Below are 14,928 nucleotides of genomic sequence, written 5' to 3'. Positions count from 1 at the left end.
TCGAAAACTGTAGCTGGACGAGTGCCCGATTCGTGCCTAGCGTCCGAAGCACGATGTCGAATCTCGCCCTCTCCGACCGCTACGTCGCCACGGGCGACGTCGTCCACCTGACGGGTATTCAGGCTCTGGTCCGCCTGCTGCTCGACCAGCGCCGGGCCGACCGCGCTCGCGGCCTGAACACCTCGACCTTCGTCTCGGGCTACGAGGGGTCCCCGCTCGCCGGTTTCGACCTCGAACTCGGCCGCCGACGCCAGCTCCTCGACGCGCACGACGTCGTCTTCACACCGGGCCTGAACGAGGAGGCCGCGGCCACCGCGGTGCAGGGCAGCCAGCTCGCCGCCGTGGCCGGCGGCATGCGCCCCGACGGGGTCGTCGGCGTCTGGTACGGCAAGGCCCCCGGTCTCGACCGTGCGACCGACGCCATCCGTCACGCGAATCTGATGGGTACTCACTCCACGGGCGGGGTGCTGGCCGTGGTCGGTGACGACCCGGCCGCCAAGTCCTCCAGCGTGCCGTGCGCGTCGGAACTCGCCCTCGCCGACCTCGCGATCCCGACGCTCTACCCGGCGGACCCCGCCGAGGTGATCACCTTCGGCCTGCACGGCATCGAGCTCTCCCGCGCGTCCGGGCTGTGGGCCGCCCTCAAGATGGCCACCGCCGTCGCGGACGGCTCGGCCACGGTCTCGGTGGAGCCGTTCACCTTCGTCGCACCGGACCGGACGATCGACGGCCGTCCGTTCACCCACACCGTCACCGGCCGGCTCCTGCAGCCCACGCTCGGCCCGCTCGAGCGTGACCTGCACCGGGCCCGGCTGGAGATTGCCCGTCGCTACGCCGCGGCCAACCCGATCAACGAGATCGTCGCGCGCTCCGCCGACGACACGATCGGGTTGGTCGCGGCGGGCAAGACGTGGCTGGATCTGCGCCACGCCCTCGCCCGGCTCGGCCTCGGCGAGGAGGACCTGCGCCGCCGCGGGATCCGGCTGCTCAAGCTCGGCATGGTCCACCCGCTCGAGCCCGGCATCGTCCGGACGTTCGCGCAGGGTCTGCGCGAGATCGTCGTCGTCGAGGAGAAGCGGGCGTTCCTCGAGTCCGCGATCAAGGACGCGCTCTACGGCGTCCCGAACGCCCCGGCGGTCTCGGGCAAGACGAGCCCCGACGGTTCGCCCCTGCTCCCGCCCCACGGCGAGCTCGACCCCGAGAGCATCGCGAAAGCCCTCGCGGCTCGGCTCGGCCTGACGGCGCCCGCCCCCGCGCGGAGGACGTCGGGTCCGACGCCACTGCCGCTGCTGCCCCGGACCCCGTCGTTCTGCTCCGGCTGCCCGCACAACAGCTCCACGCGGCCGACCGAGGGATCACTGGTCGGCGCCGGAATCGGCTGCCACGCCATGGTGCTGCTCATGGACCCGCGCCAGGTCGGCGACGTCGTCGGCCTGACGCAGATGGGCGGCGAGGGCGCGCAGTGGATCGGGATGGCGCCCTTCGTCGAGACCCCGCACCTGGTGCAGAACCTCGGCGACGGCACGTTCTTCCACTCCGGCAGCCTGGCGATCCGCGCCGCGGTCGCCGCCGGGGTCTCGATCACCTACAAGCTGCTCCACAACGGCACCGTCGCCATGACGGGGGGTCAGGACGCCGTCGGTCAGCTGTCGGTCCCCGCCCTGACGCGGCTGCTCGCGGCCGAGGGTGTGGCGCGCACGATCATCACGACCGAGAACCCACGCCGGTACCGCCGGACCCGTCTCGCGCCGGGTGTGCAGGTGTGGAAGCGCGAGCGCCTCGACGAGGCGCAGCGCGTCCTGGCGGCGACGCCCGGCGTCACCGTGCTGATCCACGACCAGGAGTGCGCGACGGAGCTGCGCCGCGCGCGCAAGCGCGGCCTCGCCCCCACGCCCACGAAGCGCGTCGTCATCGACGAGCGGATCTGCGAGGGCTGCGGCGACTGCGGCGCGAAGTCCGGCTGCCTGTCGGTGCATCCGGTCGCGACCGAGTTCGGCCGCAAGACTCGCATCCACCAGGGCTCGTGCAACCTCGACGCCACCTGCCTGGCCGGCGACTGCCCGTCGTTCGTCACCGTGGAGCCGGGCGCCGACTCCGCCGGCGTCGCGAAGGCCCGCCGCGCTCCGGCCCTCGACGACGCCGAGCTGCCCGCCCCGCCGGCCTCCCGGCCGGACGAGGTGCGCGTCCGGCTCGCCGGCGTCGGCGGCGCCGGTGTGGTGACGGTGGCTCAGGTCCTCGCCAACGCCGCAGTGATCGACGGTCGCCACGTCCGCGGCCTCGACCAGACCGGCCTCGCTCAGAAGGGCGGTGCGGTCGTCTCCGACCTCACGCTGAGCACCTCGCCGCTCGACGTCCCGGGCCGCCTCGCCGCCGGTGAGGCCGACGTCCTGATCGCGGCCGACCTGCTCGTCGCCGCGGACCCGGCGCGCCTGTCCGCCGCCGACCCGAACCGCACGGCCGCGGTGGTCTCGACGGCCCAGATCCCGACCGGGTCGATGGTCGTCGACCCGACCGTGCAGTTCCCGGTCGTCGACGAGGTCCTGAGCCGGATCGCTGCGGCGACCCGGACCCAGTTCACCCTCGACGCCCACGGCCTGTCCGCGCAGCTGCTCGGCAGCGACCAGTACGCCGCGATCCTGCTCGTCGGCGTCGCCTGCCAGTCCGGTGCGCTGCCGCTGCCCCCGGCCGCGATCGAGCGCGCGCTCGAGCTGAACGGGGTGGCGGTCGCGGCCAACGTTCAGGCCTTCCGCCGCGGCCGGCAGGCCGTCGCCGACCCGGCCGGTCTCGCCCGCGCCCTGGGCGCCGAACCGGAAACCTCCCCGGAGACCTCCCCGGAGACCGACGACCTCGACGCGCTGCTCGCCGTGCGGGTCGCCGACCTGACCGGGTACTCGGGGCCGGAGTACGCCGCCGAGTACGCGGCCGTGGTCGACCGCGTCCGCGCCGCGGAGGCGGCCGCGGTCCCCGGCAGCACCGCGCTCGCGGCCGCCGTCGCCCGGAACCTGCACAAGCTGATGGCCTACAAGGACGAGTACGAGGTCGCCCGGCTCGCGCTGGACCCGGCGAACCGCGCCGCCCTGACCCGCGAGTTCGGCCCGGGAGCCCGCGTCACCCGCCACCTGCACCCGCCGGCGCTGCGTGCACTCGGCCTGAAGCGGAAGATTCCCGTCCCCGAGCGGGTCGCCGACCCTGCCTTCCGGGCCCTGGTCCGGGCCCGCCGCCTGCGCGGCACCCGGTGGGACCCCTTCGGCCGCGCCGAGGTGCGCCGCGTGGAGCGCGAACTGGTCGCGGAGTACCGGACGGTGATCGAGCGGCTCCTGAGCGGCCTGTCCCCGGCGGCGCTCCCCGCGGCGGTCGAGATCGCGGACCTGCCCGACGAGGTCCGCGGCTACGAGGAGATCAAGCTCGCGAACGTCACCCGCTACCGGGAGCAGCTCACCCGGGCGCTCGCGGCCTACCCGCCGGCGCCCGCGCCCGGCTCCGGCGACGCCGTGAGCACGTCACCGAGCCGCTCCCTCCAGGTCGCCAGGTCCACGTAGTCGCGGAACGCCGTGATCAACCCGGCCGCCGGGTCGATCTCGGCGACGCCGTTGCACTCGATCGCGTACTCGCGGCCGTCGATCCAGAACCGGTCGACGCGTTCGAGCCACGCCCGGTCCGCGGTGTACGACGCCGAGACCAGGTCCCAGCGGACCCGTTCGGAACGATTCAAAATCGGCGAAAGCAGCCCCGCGACGCCCGCCGGCCCCACCACGGGCGGGTGCGGCATGTTGGCGTAGGTGGCCCCCGGCGCGAAGCAGGCGCCCGCCGCCACCGCGTCCCTCGCAGCTACGGCAGCCAGGAAGCGGGACACCGTCGCAAATGCGGTGCCGGACTCCGCGGTAAATGACATCGACGTCACCCTTGATCCCGAGGGGGAGTTGTGGTTCTAGCGACGCCCAGATTCCCTGGTCCTACGCTGAGAAGCAAAACCCTGGCCCATATCGTCGCTAGAACCTTGACTCCGCCTTTTCGCCTCAGGCAGGGTCATAACCTGAGAGACGTAGACCACAGGGGTGCTTTCGCCCGGCACACAGGAGAGTCGAGGTCATGGTCGACGCACAGAGCACCATCGGTGCTGCCCCCAGCAGTGCGCCCGCGGAACCCGCCGCCGGCGAGGTCCGGCTGGGCCGCCGCACGTTCCTGACCTTCCTCGTCGGTGTTCCCGCACTGTCGCTGGCCACGTCGGTGACGCTCGACGGCTTCCTCGGTGACGTCGCGGAGGCGGCCACCGGCAGCACGCAGGCGGTCCCGTCCGGTCAGTCGATCGAGGAAACGTTCGACATCGCCGACGCCATCATCATGGCGGGCGCGCCCACGATGCCGCTGCTGAAACTGGACATCGGCACCGACGGGATCGTGCGCTTCGACATCCCGCGCATCGAGATGGGTCAGGGCATGACCACGTCGATGGCCATGCTCATCGCGGAGGAGCTCGACTGCCCGCTCGAGCAGGTCAAGGTCACCTGCGCCGACGCGCGCCCGGAGCTCGCCTGCAACCAGATGACCGCCGGCTCCTGCAGCCACCGGCAGTTCCACGACCCGCTGCGCGTGCTCGCCGCCACCGCCAAGATGCGGATGACGGCCGCCGCCGCGCAGCAGTGGGGCGTCGACCCCTCGACGCTGTCGGTGCACGACGGCGTGATCGTCTCCGGCGACGGCCGCACCGCCACCTTCGGTGAGCTCAGCCGCGCCGCCGCCGACCCGAACCTCAAGATCGGCCAGGTCCGCCTCAAGGAGGCGAGCCAGTACAAGATCGTCGGCAAGCCGACCCGTCGCGTCGACGCGCTCGACATCGTCACCGGGCGCAAGAAGTTCACGATGGACCTGCAGGTCCCCGGCGCGCTGCCCACCATGGTCCGGCGCGCGCCGACGCTGAACGCCGAACTCCAGGAGTTCCGGAACAAGGCGCAGGTCGAGAAGATGCCCGGCGTCATCGCCACGGCGCTCCTCAAGAACGGCGTCGCGGTCGTCGCCGAGACCTTCGAGCAGGCCCGCGCCGGTGCCGCCGCCGTCGAGGCCGTCTTCGACTCCGGCCCGGTCGCGAACGAGTCGAACGAGACCGTCGGGCAGAAGCTGCGCGCGAGCATGCTCCCGTTCATGGCCCCGCCGGCCGGCGAGAACACCGTCGAGGCCGAGTACGAGTGGGCCCCCGCCGCCCACGGCTTCCTCGAGGTCGAGTGCGCGATCGCCGACATCCGCTCCGACGGCGGCGACCTGTGGAGCGGCTTCCAGGCTCCGATCGTCGCGGCCCAGCAGGTCGCACTGGCCTGCGGCCTGCCGATCGAATCCGTCAAGGCGCACGTCGTCCCCGTCGGCGGCGGTTTCGGCCGGCGCGTGTTCTTCGACGCCGCGATGGAGGCCGCGCTGGTCTCCAAGCAGGTCGGCCGCCCGATCAAGCTGATGTGGACCCGCACGGACGACTTCCGGCACGGCCGGCACCGCCCGCAGAACGTGCACCGCTTCCGCGCCACGATCCTGGACGGCAAGGTCGTCTCGTCCGAGCAGCGCGTCGCCGGTGTCTCCACCGACTACCGGCACGGCCTCGGCGAGATCTTCTCCGCGATCATCACGGAGATGCCGCAGGGCGCGAAGCAGGCGATCGTCAACGACGGGTTCGGCCAGGGCGTCTTCACGACGATGGTGTCCTCGCCGTACAACCTCGGCGCCCAGGACAAGCGTCAGCTCGAGGTCTCGCTCGGCATGCCGACCTCCTCCTACCGCAGCGTCCCCTGCCAGACGGCGCGCGGCAGCGAGGAGATGTTCATCGACGAGCTCGCCGAGAAGCTCAAGGTCGACCCTTACGAGTTCCGGCGGGCCCTGCTCAAGTCCGACCGCTCGCGCGCCGTCCTCGACGCCGTCGCCGAGCGCGGGCAGTGGGGCAAGGCGATGCCGGAGGGCCACGCCCAGGGCATCGCGTTCCACTCGGAGAGCCGGTCGCACACCGCGGCGCTCATCGAGCTGGACGCCCGCAACCCGAAGCTGCCGCGGGTGACCAAGGCCGTCATCGCCATCGACTGCGGCAAGCCGATCAACCCGCTCGGCATCATCGCGCAGATGGAGGGTGGTCTCGCCGAGGCCATCTCGCTGACGCTCAAGGCCGGCCTGCACATCGTCGACGGCCTGCCGCTCGAGGGCAGCTTCTCCCAGTACAAGTGGCTGCGGATGCGGGACATGCCCTCCGACATCCAGGTCATCGTCATGCCCGACAAGGGTGACCCGATCGGTGGGACCGGCGAGGTCGGCATGGCCGCCCCGACCGGCGCGATCGCCCAGGCCTACGCCAAGGTGACCGGCATCCGCCCCCGTAAGTTCCCGATCATCCATCCGGTCGACTTCGAACCGTTCGCGCCCGGCCAGCTGCCCCCGCCGGCGTTCTCGTAGAGAAAGGGTGTTCCGTGCCCAAGTACACCTTCCGGCTGAACGGCAAGAACGTCACCGTGGACACCCCGAGGGACCTCCCTCTGCTGTGGGTGCTCCGGGACAAGCTCGCCATCACGGGCCCGAAGTACGGCTGCGGCATCAATGACTGCAAGGCCTGCACGTCCCTGCTCGACGGCCAGGCGATCACGCCTTGCTCCGTCAAGGTCTCGGAGGTCGCCGGCAAGTCCGTCACGACCATCGAGGGCCTGGCCAAGGGCGGCAAGCTGCACCCGGTCCAGGAGGCCTGGATCGAGCAGGACGTCCCGCAGTGCGGGTTCTGCCAGCCCGGCCAGATCATGAACGCGGTCGCGCTGCTGAAGCGCACGAAGAAGCCGACCGACGCGCAGATCCGTTCCATCCAGAACGTCTGCCGGTGCGGCACGTACTTCCGCATCCGCAAGGCGATCGAATCGGCAGCGCGAAAGATGGCCGCCAAGTCGTGACATCGGGACTGCGGCAGGGAACCAGCACCACTCTGCTCGTCGGTGGAACTCTGATCGACGGGACGGGGGCGGCGGCCCGCCCGGGCGAGTCGGTCCTCATCCGGGACGGACGGATCGCCGCTCTCGGCCGGGCCGCCGACGACGAGGCCGCCGCGAACGGTGTGGACGTCCGCATCGACGCGACCGGCCGCACCGTCATGCCCGGCCTCATCGATGCGCACACGCACCTCACGTTCGGCGAGCCCACCGGCAACGACGAGCTGTTCCACCACCGCACCGAGGCCTACAGCTCGATGCTGTCGGCGTACAACGCCCGCAAGGTCCTCCGTGCCGGCGTGACGAGCGTCCTCGACGCTGACTGCCTGTGGAACATCGGCGTCGAGCTCCGGGACGCGATCGAGACCGGCATCGTCGAGGGTCCGCGCATGCGGGCCGGCGGCCAGGCGCTGATGACGATGCTCGGTGGCACCGCGGGCCGGATGATCAAGGACGAGGGCACCACCGGGTACGCGACCGTCGTCCACAACCGGGACATGATGGTCAACGAGATCCGGCGGCAGATCAAGTACGGCGTCGACTGGATCAAGATCATGGTCACCGGCCTGATCCCGTCGATGAAGGGCCCCGAGGTCAAGGTCTGGAGCTTCGACGAGCTCCGTACCGTCTGCGACGCCGCGCACGAGCTGAACACCAAGGTCGTCGCGCACTGCCGGAACTCCGAGAGCACGCGCGAGGCCGCGCTGGCCGGGGTCGACCTGATCTACCACGCGTCCTACATGGACGACCGCGCGCTCGACGCCGTGCTGGAGTCCGGGTCCGCGCTCTGCCCGACGTTCACGCTGCTCGGCAACCTCGCCGACTACGGCCTGAAGATCGGCACCGCACCCGAACTGCTCGACGTGTTCCGCGCCGAGGTCGAGGTGACGGCCAATCAGATGGCCAAGGCGCACGAGCTCGGCGTCACGTTCCTCGCGGGGTCCGAGACCGGATTCGCCGTCACGCCGGTCGGCGAGTGGCACGCCCGCGAGCTGGAGATGTTCGTCCAGTACATGGGCATGACCCCGATGGACGCGATCGTCGCGGCCACCCGCAACGGCGCCTTCGCCATGCGGATGGAGGGCCAGCTCGGCACGCTCGAGGTCGGCCGCATCGCCGACGTGCTCGTCATCGACGGCAATCCGCTGGCCGACATCACGATCCTTCAGGACCAGTCGAAGATCGTGGAGGTCATCAAGGAGGGTCGGCGCATCGACCTCACGACGCCGATCCCCGAGCGGAAGATGCGCAGCAGCGATCAGGTCCGCATGCTCGCCTCCTGTCCGCTGACCCGCGGCCTCGCCCTGACCGAGGAGCAGCTCGAGAAGCTCGCTCGTGTCTGACGTCGCGTCAGCTTCAGGCTCCACGCGGGTCGTCGACGTCCACGCCCACGCGGTGCTCGAGGTCAGCCTCGGCGCCGCGGGGGCGGCGGGACCGGAGCTCGGCGTCGCCGAGGACGGCACGCCCTTCTACCGCGTCGGCGAGTACGTGCTGCGCGGCGTCCGCTACCGCGGCTCGCCGTTCATGGACGTCGACGTCCGGCTCGCCGCGATGGACGCGGCCGGCATCGACGTCCAGCTGCTCTCCCCGAACCCGCTGACCTACTTCGGCCGGCTCGACGCCGACGCGGCCATCGGGTTCGCGCGCACTCACAACGACGCCCTCGCCGAACTCGTCGGCAAGCACCCCGACCGTCTGCTCGGTTCGGCCCAGCTGCCGATGCAGGACGTGCCCGCCGCGATCGCCGAGCTGCGGCGCAGCGTCCGCGACCTCGGCCTGCGTGCGGCGTACATCGACACCGACCCGGCCGGGCGGACGCTCGACGACCCCGCGCTCGACCCCTTGTACGAGGCGCTGGTCGAGCTCGACGTCCCGCTGTTCGTGCACCCGACCCCGCTCGGCGAGCAGGGCCCGCCGGACGACGTACGGCTGCGCCGGTTCGACCTCGACCTGCTGTTCGGCTTCGCCCGGGACGAGACGCTCGCCGTCGCCGCGCTCGTCTGCGGCGGCGTGCTGGAGCGGCACCCCGGCCTCGACGTGTGCATCAGCCACGGCGGCGGGGCGGCCGCGTTCCTCGCCGGCCGGCTCGCCCGCGCGGTCGAGGTCCGGCCGTGGGCCTCGAAAGCGCTGCGGGAGAACGGTTTCGCGCACTACTACCGGCAGCTGTGGTTCGACACCCACGTCCACGACGCGGGCTCGCTCGACCTGCTCGTCTCCCACGCCGGCACCGAGCGCCTGGTGTTCGGCACCAACTTCGCGGGCTGGGACTCCGGCGCCTCCGACGGCCCCGGCGCCCTCGCCCCGACCCTCGCCGCCAACGCCGCCCGGCTCCTCCGCCTCCCCTGACCGCCCCCTGCACTGGAGATGACATCTCTAGTGCAGGGTGAGCCGATCTGCACCGAGTGCGCAGTTGAGCACGGGTGCCCGCGCCGCGACCGGTGCTGATCTGCGCACTCGGCGCAATCGGGCACCCGGCCCCGACGCCCTGCACTGGAGATGACATCTCTTGTGCACCCACCCCTGCACTGGAGATGACATCTCTTGTGCAGGGGAAGGCGGGGTTACTGGAGGGCGCGGTTGGCGCCGCCGTCGGCGGGGATCGCGGCGCCGGTGATGTACGCGGCGAGGTTCGAGCAGAGGAACGCGACGAGCGCGCCGAACTCGGCCGGTTCGCCGAGGCGGCCGGCGGGGACCCCGGAGAGCTGGGCCGCGAGGGCCTGCTCGTCGAAGACCCGGCGGACGCGGTCGGTGGCGTGGACACCGGGCTGCACCGAGTTGACGGTGACGCCGTCGGCGGCGACCTCGGTGGCGAGGGTGCGCAGGAAGCCGGTCGCGCCGGCGCGGGCGGCGTTGGAGAGCGCGAGGTTCGCGTACGGCTGGCGGACCCCGAGCGAGGTGATCGCGACGATCCGGCCCCACTGCTGCGCACGCATGTCGGGCACGGCCGCGAGGCACTGGCGCACGACCGCGAGCAGGCTGCGGTCGAGCGCGGCCTGGTACGCGTCGGCCGGGGTGTCGAGCGCGGTGCCCGCCGCGGGACCGGGGCCGTTGACGACGAGGACGTCGAGCCCGCCGAGCCGTTCCTTGGCCTCGTGCACGAAGCGCTCGGCCCCGAGGGGGTCGGCGAGGTCGGCGACGAGCCACTGCGTCCCGCCGCCGAGCTTGTTCGCGGCGGCCTCGGCGCGGCCGGCGTCCGACCCGCAGATCACGACCTGAGCGCCCTCGGCGACGAGAGCCTCGGCGCAGGCGTACCCGAGTCCGGCGCTCGCGGCGCCGACGGCCGCGCGGCGGCCGGAGAGTCCGAGATCCATGACGTCAGGCTTCCACCTCGACGCCGTCCTCCTGCAGGTGGATGGCACCGGCCGGGCAGTTGCGCACGGCGGCGACCAGCAGGTCACGGTGGGCGTCGAACTCGGCGTCGATGTCCGCGTCGGGGACGAGTTCGGCGATCTCCTCGTCGTCGAAGCGGAACACGCGCGGCAGGTCGGCGACGCAGCGACCCGAGCTCATGCAGACGTCGGAGTCGATCCAGAGCTTGGCGGTCATTTCCACGCACCTCCTCGGGGGCGGACGGTCGGGGGCGGCGAGGTCGAACTGTAATCGCTCGGCCCCGGGGTCAGCTAGGCCGACGGCTCACTAGTAGCTAGGCCCTTAGCGTCTTCGGGCGCGCAACCCATCACTGCGCCAAAAATCGGCGTTACACGCATGTATCAGCGAACAAATGCGCGGGACGACGCTGGACGATCGGTCGGCGAGGAAGTAGCGTCGTTACAAGAACAACGTCGCATGGGCGCCGTCCGGATCGGTAGCGGTCCCACGGGGTGAGGAGGGGCTCGCATGACCGAGAAGTGGGCGGTGGTCACCGGCGCCGGGAACGGCATCGGCACCGTCATCGCGCGGTCGGCGGCGAAGCTCGGTTACCGCATTGCGGCCTGGGACGTGAACGCCGCCGGCGTCGAGGAACTCGCCGCCGAGCTCGGTGACATCTGCGTGCCCCGTCAGGTCGACGTCGTCGACGAGGCCTCGGTCGAGGGCGCCGTCGCCTCCCTCCCCGACGCCCCGGCCCTGCTCGTCAACAGCGCCGGCATCGTGCGCTTCGGCCCGCTGCTGGACGTCTCGCTCGCCGACTGGGAGCAGGCCCTGCGCGTCAACCTCACCGGCACCTTCCTCGTCGGGCGCACCGTCGCCCGCCGGATGGCCACCGTCGGTGGCGGCGCGATCATCAACATCGCCTCGGTCAACGGCGTCGCGGCCGCCCCCAACGCCGGCGCCTACTCGGCCTCCAAGGCGGGCGTGATCCGGCTGACGGAGCACCAGGCGATGGAGTGGGCGTCGCTCGGGATCCGCGTCAACTGCGTCGCCCCGGGCCTCATCGACGCCGGGATGTCCGACGCGATCTACGCCGACCCCGAGGTGCGCCGGCTCCGCCAGGCGCGCGTCCCGCTGGGCCGTCTGGGGTCGAGCGAGGACATCGCCGACACCGTCCTGTTCCTCGCCTCGGAGAAGGCCACGTACATCACCGGTCAGGTCCTGGCCGTCGACGGTGGCCTGCTCAAGAGCACCCTCGCCAGCCTGCCGCGACCGAAGTCGGTCGACTCGGTCGGCCCGGACGACGACTCCCTGGCCTAGGACCGCGGTGTCCGTCTCCCCGTGGGCCGCGGGGCGCTACCCCCGGCACGCGTTCGCGGGGTGGAATGATGGCGGGATGTCGCAGCAGAACGTCATCGAGGAGCTGCAGCGACTCGGCATGTCCGGCTACGAGGCGAAGGCGTACGTCGCCCTCGTCGCGGCCGGGGCGCCGCTGAACGGCTACGAGGTCGCGAAACGCTCCGGCGTCCCCCGCAGCACGGTCTACGAGACGCTCGCCAAGCTCGTCGCGCGCGGCGCCGCGTACGAGGTCCGCGCCGGTGAGGACAACGTCGGCTACATCTCGCTGCCGCCGTCCGCGTTGCTCGACCGGATGCGGCGCGAGTTCGACCAGTCGATGGACACCCTCCGCGAGGCCCTCCCCGAGATCGCGTCGCCGTCGCAGGTGCGCCTGGTCCACAGCCTCTCCGACCGCTCGTCGCTGCTGGCCCGGGCCGAGGACGTCATCGCCGCCGCGCGGACCGACGTCTTCCTCTCCGGCTTCCCGGCCGAGCTCGACCCGCTCAAGCCCGCGGCGCGCCGGGCCGAGGCCGACGGGGTCGACGTCTCCGTCGTCACCTTCGGCGAGGACAAGGACCCGGTCGGGAACACCACCCCGCACCGCTTCTCCTCGCCCGAGGTCGTCCTCGAGAACCTCGGCTGCCGCCTGCTCGTCGTCTCCGGCGACCGGGAGCAGGCCGTCATCGGCGGCGTCGTCAACGGCGACGCCTGGGGCGTCTACACCGATGACCCCGCGGTCGTCCTCGTCGCCGTCGAGTACGTCCGGCACGACATCGCGATGCACCTGATCGCCGAGCGCTTCGCCCCGGACGAGTTCGAGTCGTTCTGGACCGAGAACCCCCGCCTCCGCCGCCTCCGCGCCGACCACGGCGCCCCCGCCGCGGTCCTCAAGCGGGGCGCCGGCACCGGCACCCCGCCGCGCCGCCCCCGCCGCTAGGCCACCCCCGCCGCGACACCGCGCCCCGCTGTGAAAAAAGGGTGACACCCCTTACTGCGCAGTAAGGGGTGTCACCCTTTTTTGACCGGGGTGGCGTCAGACCAGGCCGTGGGCGTGGACGGCTTCGGCGACCTGGAGGAAGCCGGCGACGTTGGCGCCGAGGACGAGGTTGCCGGGGTCGCCGTACTCCTCGGAGGTGGCGTGGCAGCGCTGGTGGATGTCGCGCATGATCTCCTCCAGCCGGGTCTCGGTGCGCTCGAAGCTCCAGCGGTCGCGGGAGGCGTTCTGCTGCATCTCCAGCGCCGAGGTCGCGACGCCGCCGGCGTTCGCCGCCTTGCCGGGTCCGAAGCCGACGCCGGCCTCCTGCAGAACGCGGACCGCCTTCGGGGTCGTCGGCATGTTCGCGCCCTCGACGACGATGCGGCACCCGTTGCGGACCAGCGCGACGGCGCCGTCCTCGGGCAGCTCGTTCTGGCTGGCGCTCGGGATCGCGACGTCGCAGGGGACGTCCCAGATACTGCCGTCGGCGGCGGGTACGAACACCGCCCCCGGACGGCGGGCGGAGTACTCGCTGATGCGGGCCCGCTCGGAGAGCTTCACCTGCTTGAGCAGGTCCAGGTCGATCCCGTTCTCGTCGACGACGTAGCCGCTGGAGTCCGACACCGTGACGACCCGCGCACCGAACTGCTGCGCCTTCTCGACCGCGTAGATCGCGACGTTCCCGGAACCGGAGACGCTGACGGTCTTGCCCTCGAACTCCTCGCCGCGGACCGCGAGCATCTCGGACGCGAAGAACACCGCGCCGTAGCCGGTCGCCTCGGTGCGGACGAGCGCACCGCCGTAGGAGAGGCCCTTGCCGGTCAGCACGCCCGCCTCGTAGCGGTTGGTGATGCGCTTGTACTGGCCGAACAGGAACCCGATCTCCCGGGCCCCGACGCCGATGTCGCCGGCCGGCACGTCGGTGTACTCGCCGAGATGCCGGTAGAGCTCGGTCATGAACGACTGGCAGAACCGCATGACCTCGGAGTCCGAGCGGCCTTTGGGGTCGAAGTCCGAGCCGCCCTTGCCGCCCCCGATGGGCATGCCGGTCAGGGCGTTCTTGAAGATCTGCTCGAACCCGAGGAACTTCACGATCCCGAGGTTCACCGACGGGTGGAACCGCAGGCCGCCCTTGTAGGGGCCGAGCGCGCTGTTGTACTCGACGCGGAAGCCGCGGGCGATGTGGACCTCGCCCCGGTCGTCCTGCCACGGGACGCGGAAGATGATCTGCCGCTCGGGCTCGCAGATCCGCTCGACGGTCTTGTGCGCGGTGAACTCGGGGTGGCGCCCCAGCACGACCGCCAGGGACTCCAGGACCTCGCGGACCGCCTGGTGGAACTCGGGCTCGGCGGGGTTGCGACGGATCACGTCGGCGTAGATACGTGCCACTTCAGCGTCGACGTCGACCTTCACGAACTCTCCTGGGGCCAGGTGGTGGGGGCCCCTCAACGGTAAACACCGTGTTTCCGACCTCTCACTCCGGCTGGTCAGACGACCGCGACGGGCGCCTCCGCCCCGTGGACGACGGCCATGCTCACCGAGCCCGCGATCATCCCCGTGAAGGCCCCGCGGCCCCGGGAGCCGACCACGACCATCCCCGCGCCGGCGGCGGCCGCGAGCAGCACCTCGGCCGCCGGGCCCTCGGCAAGCCGGGTGCGTACCTCGACCTCCGGGTGGGCCACGGCGACGGCCGCCTCGGTCACGGCGAGGATCTGCCGGGCCGCCTCGTGCGGGTCCATGGTCGTGACGCCGTAGAGCGGCGGCTCCCCCGTCGAGCAGAGGACCTCCAGCGCCGCCCCGGAGCGCTCGGCGACCCCGGCGGCGAACTCGACGGCACCCGCCGCGTGCTCGGAGCCGTCGGTGCCGACGACGACCCGACGCTCCGGCCCGGGGCGCGTCCGCGCGCACGCCGGCTTCACCACGACGACCGGGCACGCCGCCCGGGCCGGGACGATCAGGGAGATCGAGCCGAGCAGGGTCCCGAGCAGCGGGCCGTACCCCCGGGACCCGATCACGAGCAGCGCCGCATCCTCCGAGGCCTCCATCAACGCCCGGGTGGGGCTGGTGACCTCGGTCCGGCCGGAGACGGCGAGGTCCGGCTGTAGCGCCAGGGCCTCGGCGACGCCGCGGGTGGTGACCTCGTTCGCCGCGTCCAGCGCACCGGGCTCCAGCTCGATGCTCGAGCCGGGCGGGGTGATCATGCCGGGATAATTGGCGGCGAACAGGACCTGGAGTGGCCTTCCCCACGCCGCTGCCTCGTCCGCCGCCCAGGCGAGCGCCTCGCGGGAGTCCTTGCGGTCGTGGTACCCGACGACCACCGGCCGTGCGTCCATGTGCTTCCTTTCGCCCGCCTAGGCTGATCAT

The 14,928-nt window shown here is 71.9% G+C and carries 12 protein-coding genes; 7 read left to right on the top strand and 5 right to left on the bottom strand.

The genetic code is table 11. The features are described from left to right. The first annotated feature begins 53 nt into the window (after positions 1 to 53). Positions 54 to 3,539: an indolepyruvate ferredoxin oxidoreductase family protein gene (locus ABD401_RS03280; protein ID WP_344601555.1), complete on the top strand. Its 3,486-nt coding sequence runs from the start codon at positions 54 to 56 to the stop codon at positions 3,537 to 3,539. On the opposite strand, the gene ABD401_RS03275 is transcribed toward ABD401_RS03280, so the two are convergent. Next, the gene (locus ABD401_RS03275; RefSeq protein ID WP_344601553.1) at positions 3,455 to 3,892 is read right to left on the bottom strand and encodes a nuclear transport factor 2 family protein; all 438 of its coding nucleotides are present in this window, start codon (positions 3,890 to 3,892) and stop codon (positions 3,455 to 3,457) included. The genes ABD401_RS03280 and ABD401_RS03275 overlap by 85 nt on opposite strands. A 197-nt stretch (positions 3,893 to 4,089) precedes the next feature. Here ABD401_RS03275 and ABD401_RS03270 point away from each other — a divergent pair, with 197 nt between their 5' ends. The 4 genes from ABD401_RS03270 to ABD401_RS03255 are packed head-to-tail and all read left to right on the top strand — an operon-like array spanning position 4,090 to position 9,287. Then, positions 4,090 to 6,423, top strand: coding sequence for a xanthine dehydrogenase family protein molybdopterin-binding subunit (locus ABD401_RS03270; RefSeq protein ID WP_344601551.1), 2,334 nt, complete (start codon positions 4,090 to 4,092; stop codon positions 6,421 to 6,423). Positions 6,424 to 6,437: 14 nt separating this feature from the next. After that, the gene (locus tag ABD401_RS03265; RefSeq protein WP_019873879.1) at positions 6,438 to 6,905 is read left to right on the top strand and encodes a (2Fe-2S)-binding protein; all 468 of its coding nucleotides are present in this window, start codon (positions 6,438 to 6,440) and stop codon (positions 6,903 to 6,905) included. After that, entirely contained in the window at positions 6,902 to 8,284 is a 1,383-nt protein-coding gene (locus tag ABD401_RS03260; RefSeq protein WP_344601548.1) for a metal-dependent hydrolase family protein, read from the top strand. The genes ABD401_RS03265 and ABD401_RS03260 overlap by 4 nt, the downstream gene beginning before the upstream one ends. Beyond that, positions 8,277 to 9,287: an amidohydrolase family protein gene (locus ABD401_RS03255; protein ID WP_344601546.1), complete on the top strand. Its 1,011-nt coding sequence runs from the start codon at positions 8,277 to 8,279 to the stop codon at positions 9,285 to 9,287. The genes ABD401_RS03260 and ABD401_RS03255 overlap by 8 nt, the downstream gene beginning before the upstream one ends. 215 nt (positions 9,288 to 9,502) lie before the next feature. On the opposite strand, the gene ABD401_RS03250 is transcribed toward ABD401_RS03255, so the two are convergent. Both ABD401_RS03250 and ABD401_RS03245 read right to left on the bottom strand, forming a co-directional pair. Further along, the gene (locus ABD401_RS03250) at positions 9,503 to 10,252 is read right to left on the bottom strand and encodes an SDR family oxidoreductase (RefSeq protein WP_344601544.1); all 750 of its coding nucleotides are present in this window, start codon (positions 10,250 to 10,252) and stop codon (positions 9,503 to 9,505) included. Positions 10,253 to 10,256: 4 nt separating this feature from the next. Further along, positions 10,257 to 10,487, bottom strand: a complete 231-nt coding sequence (locus ABD401_RS03245) for a ferredoxin (protein ID WP_344601542.1) — start codon at positions 10,485 to 10,487, stop codon at positions 10,257 to 10,259. 291 nt (positions 10,488 to 10,778) lie between these two features. Between ABD401_RS03245 and ABD401_RS03240 the strand changes: the two genes are divergently transcribed. Both ABD401_RS03240 and ABD401_RS03235 read left to right on the top strand, forming a co-directional pair. Continuing rightward, the gene (locus ABD401_RS03240) at positions 10,779 to 11,570 is read left to right on the top strand and encodes an SDR family NAD(P)-dependent oxidoreductase (protein ID WP_344601540.1); all 792 of its coding nucleotides are present in this window, start codon (positions 10,779 to 10,781) and stop codon (positions 11,568 to 11,570) included. A gap of 76 nt (positions 11,571 to 11,646) precedes the next feature. Then, complete coding sequence (locus tag ABD401_RS03235; protein WP_344601538.1) at positions 11,647 to 12,525, top strand: TrmB family transcriptional regulator; 879 nt, start codon at positions 11,647 to 11,649, stop codon at positions 12,523 to 12,525. Positions 12,526 to 12,621: 96 nt separating this feature from the next. On the opposite strand, the gene gdhA is transcribed toward ABD401_RS03235, so the two are convergent. Together gdhA and ABD401_RS03225 are read right to left on the bottom strand one after the other, a co-directional pair. Beyond that, complete coding sequence (gene gdhA / locus ABD401_RS03230; protein ID WP_344601536.1) at positions 12,622 to 13,977, bottom strand: NADP-specific glutamate dehydrogenase; 1,356 nt, start codon at positions 13,975 to 13,977, stop codon at positions 12,622 to 12,624. 74 nt (positions 13,978 to 14,051) lie between these two features. Next, the gene (locus ABD401_RS03225) at positions 14,052 to 14,897 is read right to left on the bottom strand and encodes a universal stress protein (protein ID WP_344601534.1); all 846 of its coding nucleotides are present in this window, start codon (positions 14,895 to 14,897) and stop codon (positions 14,052 to 14,054) included. Between the last annotated feature and the right edge of the window lie 31 nt (positions 14,898 to 14,928).

This window comes from Sporichthya brevicatena, assembly GCF_039525035.1.
Lineage (GTDB): Bacteria > Actinomycetota > Actinomycetes > Sporichthyales > Sporichthyaceae > Sporichthya > Sporichthya brevicatena.
This window is presented reverse-complemented; position numbering and strand designations above follow the sequence as displayed.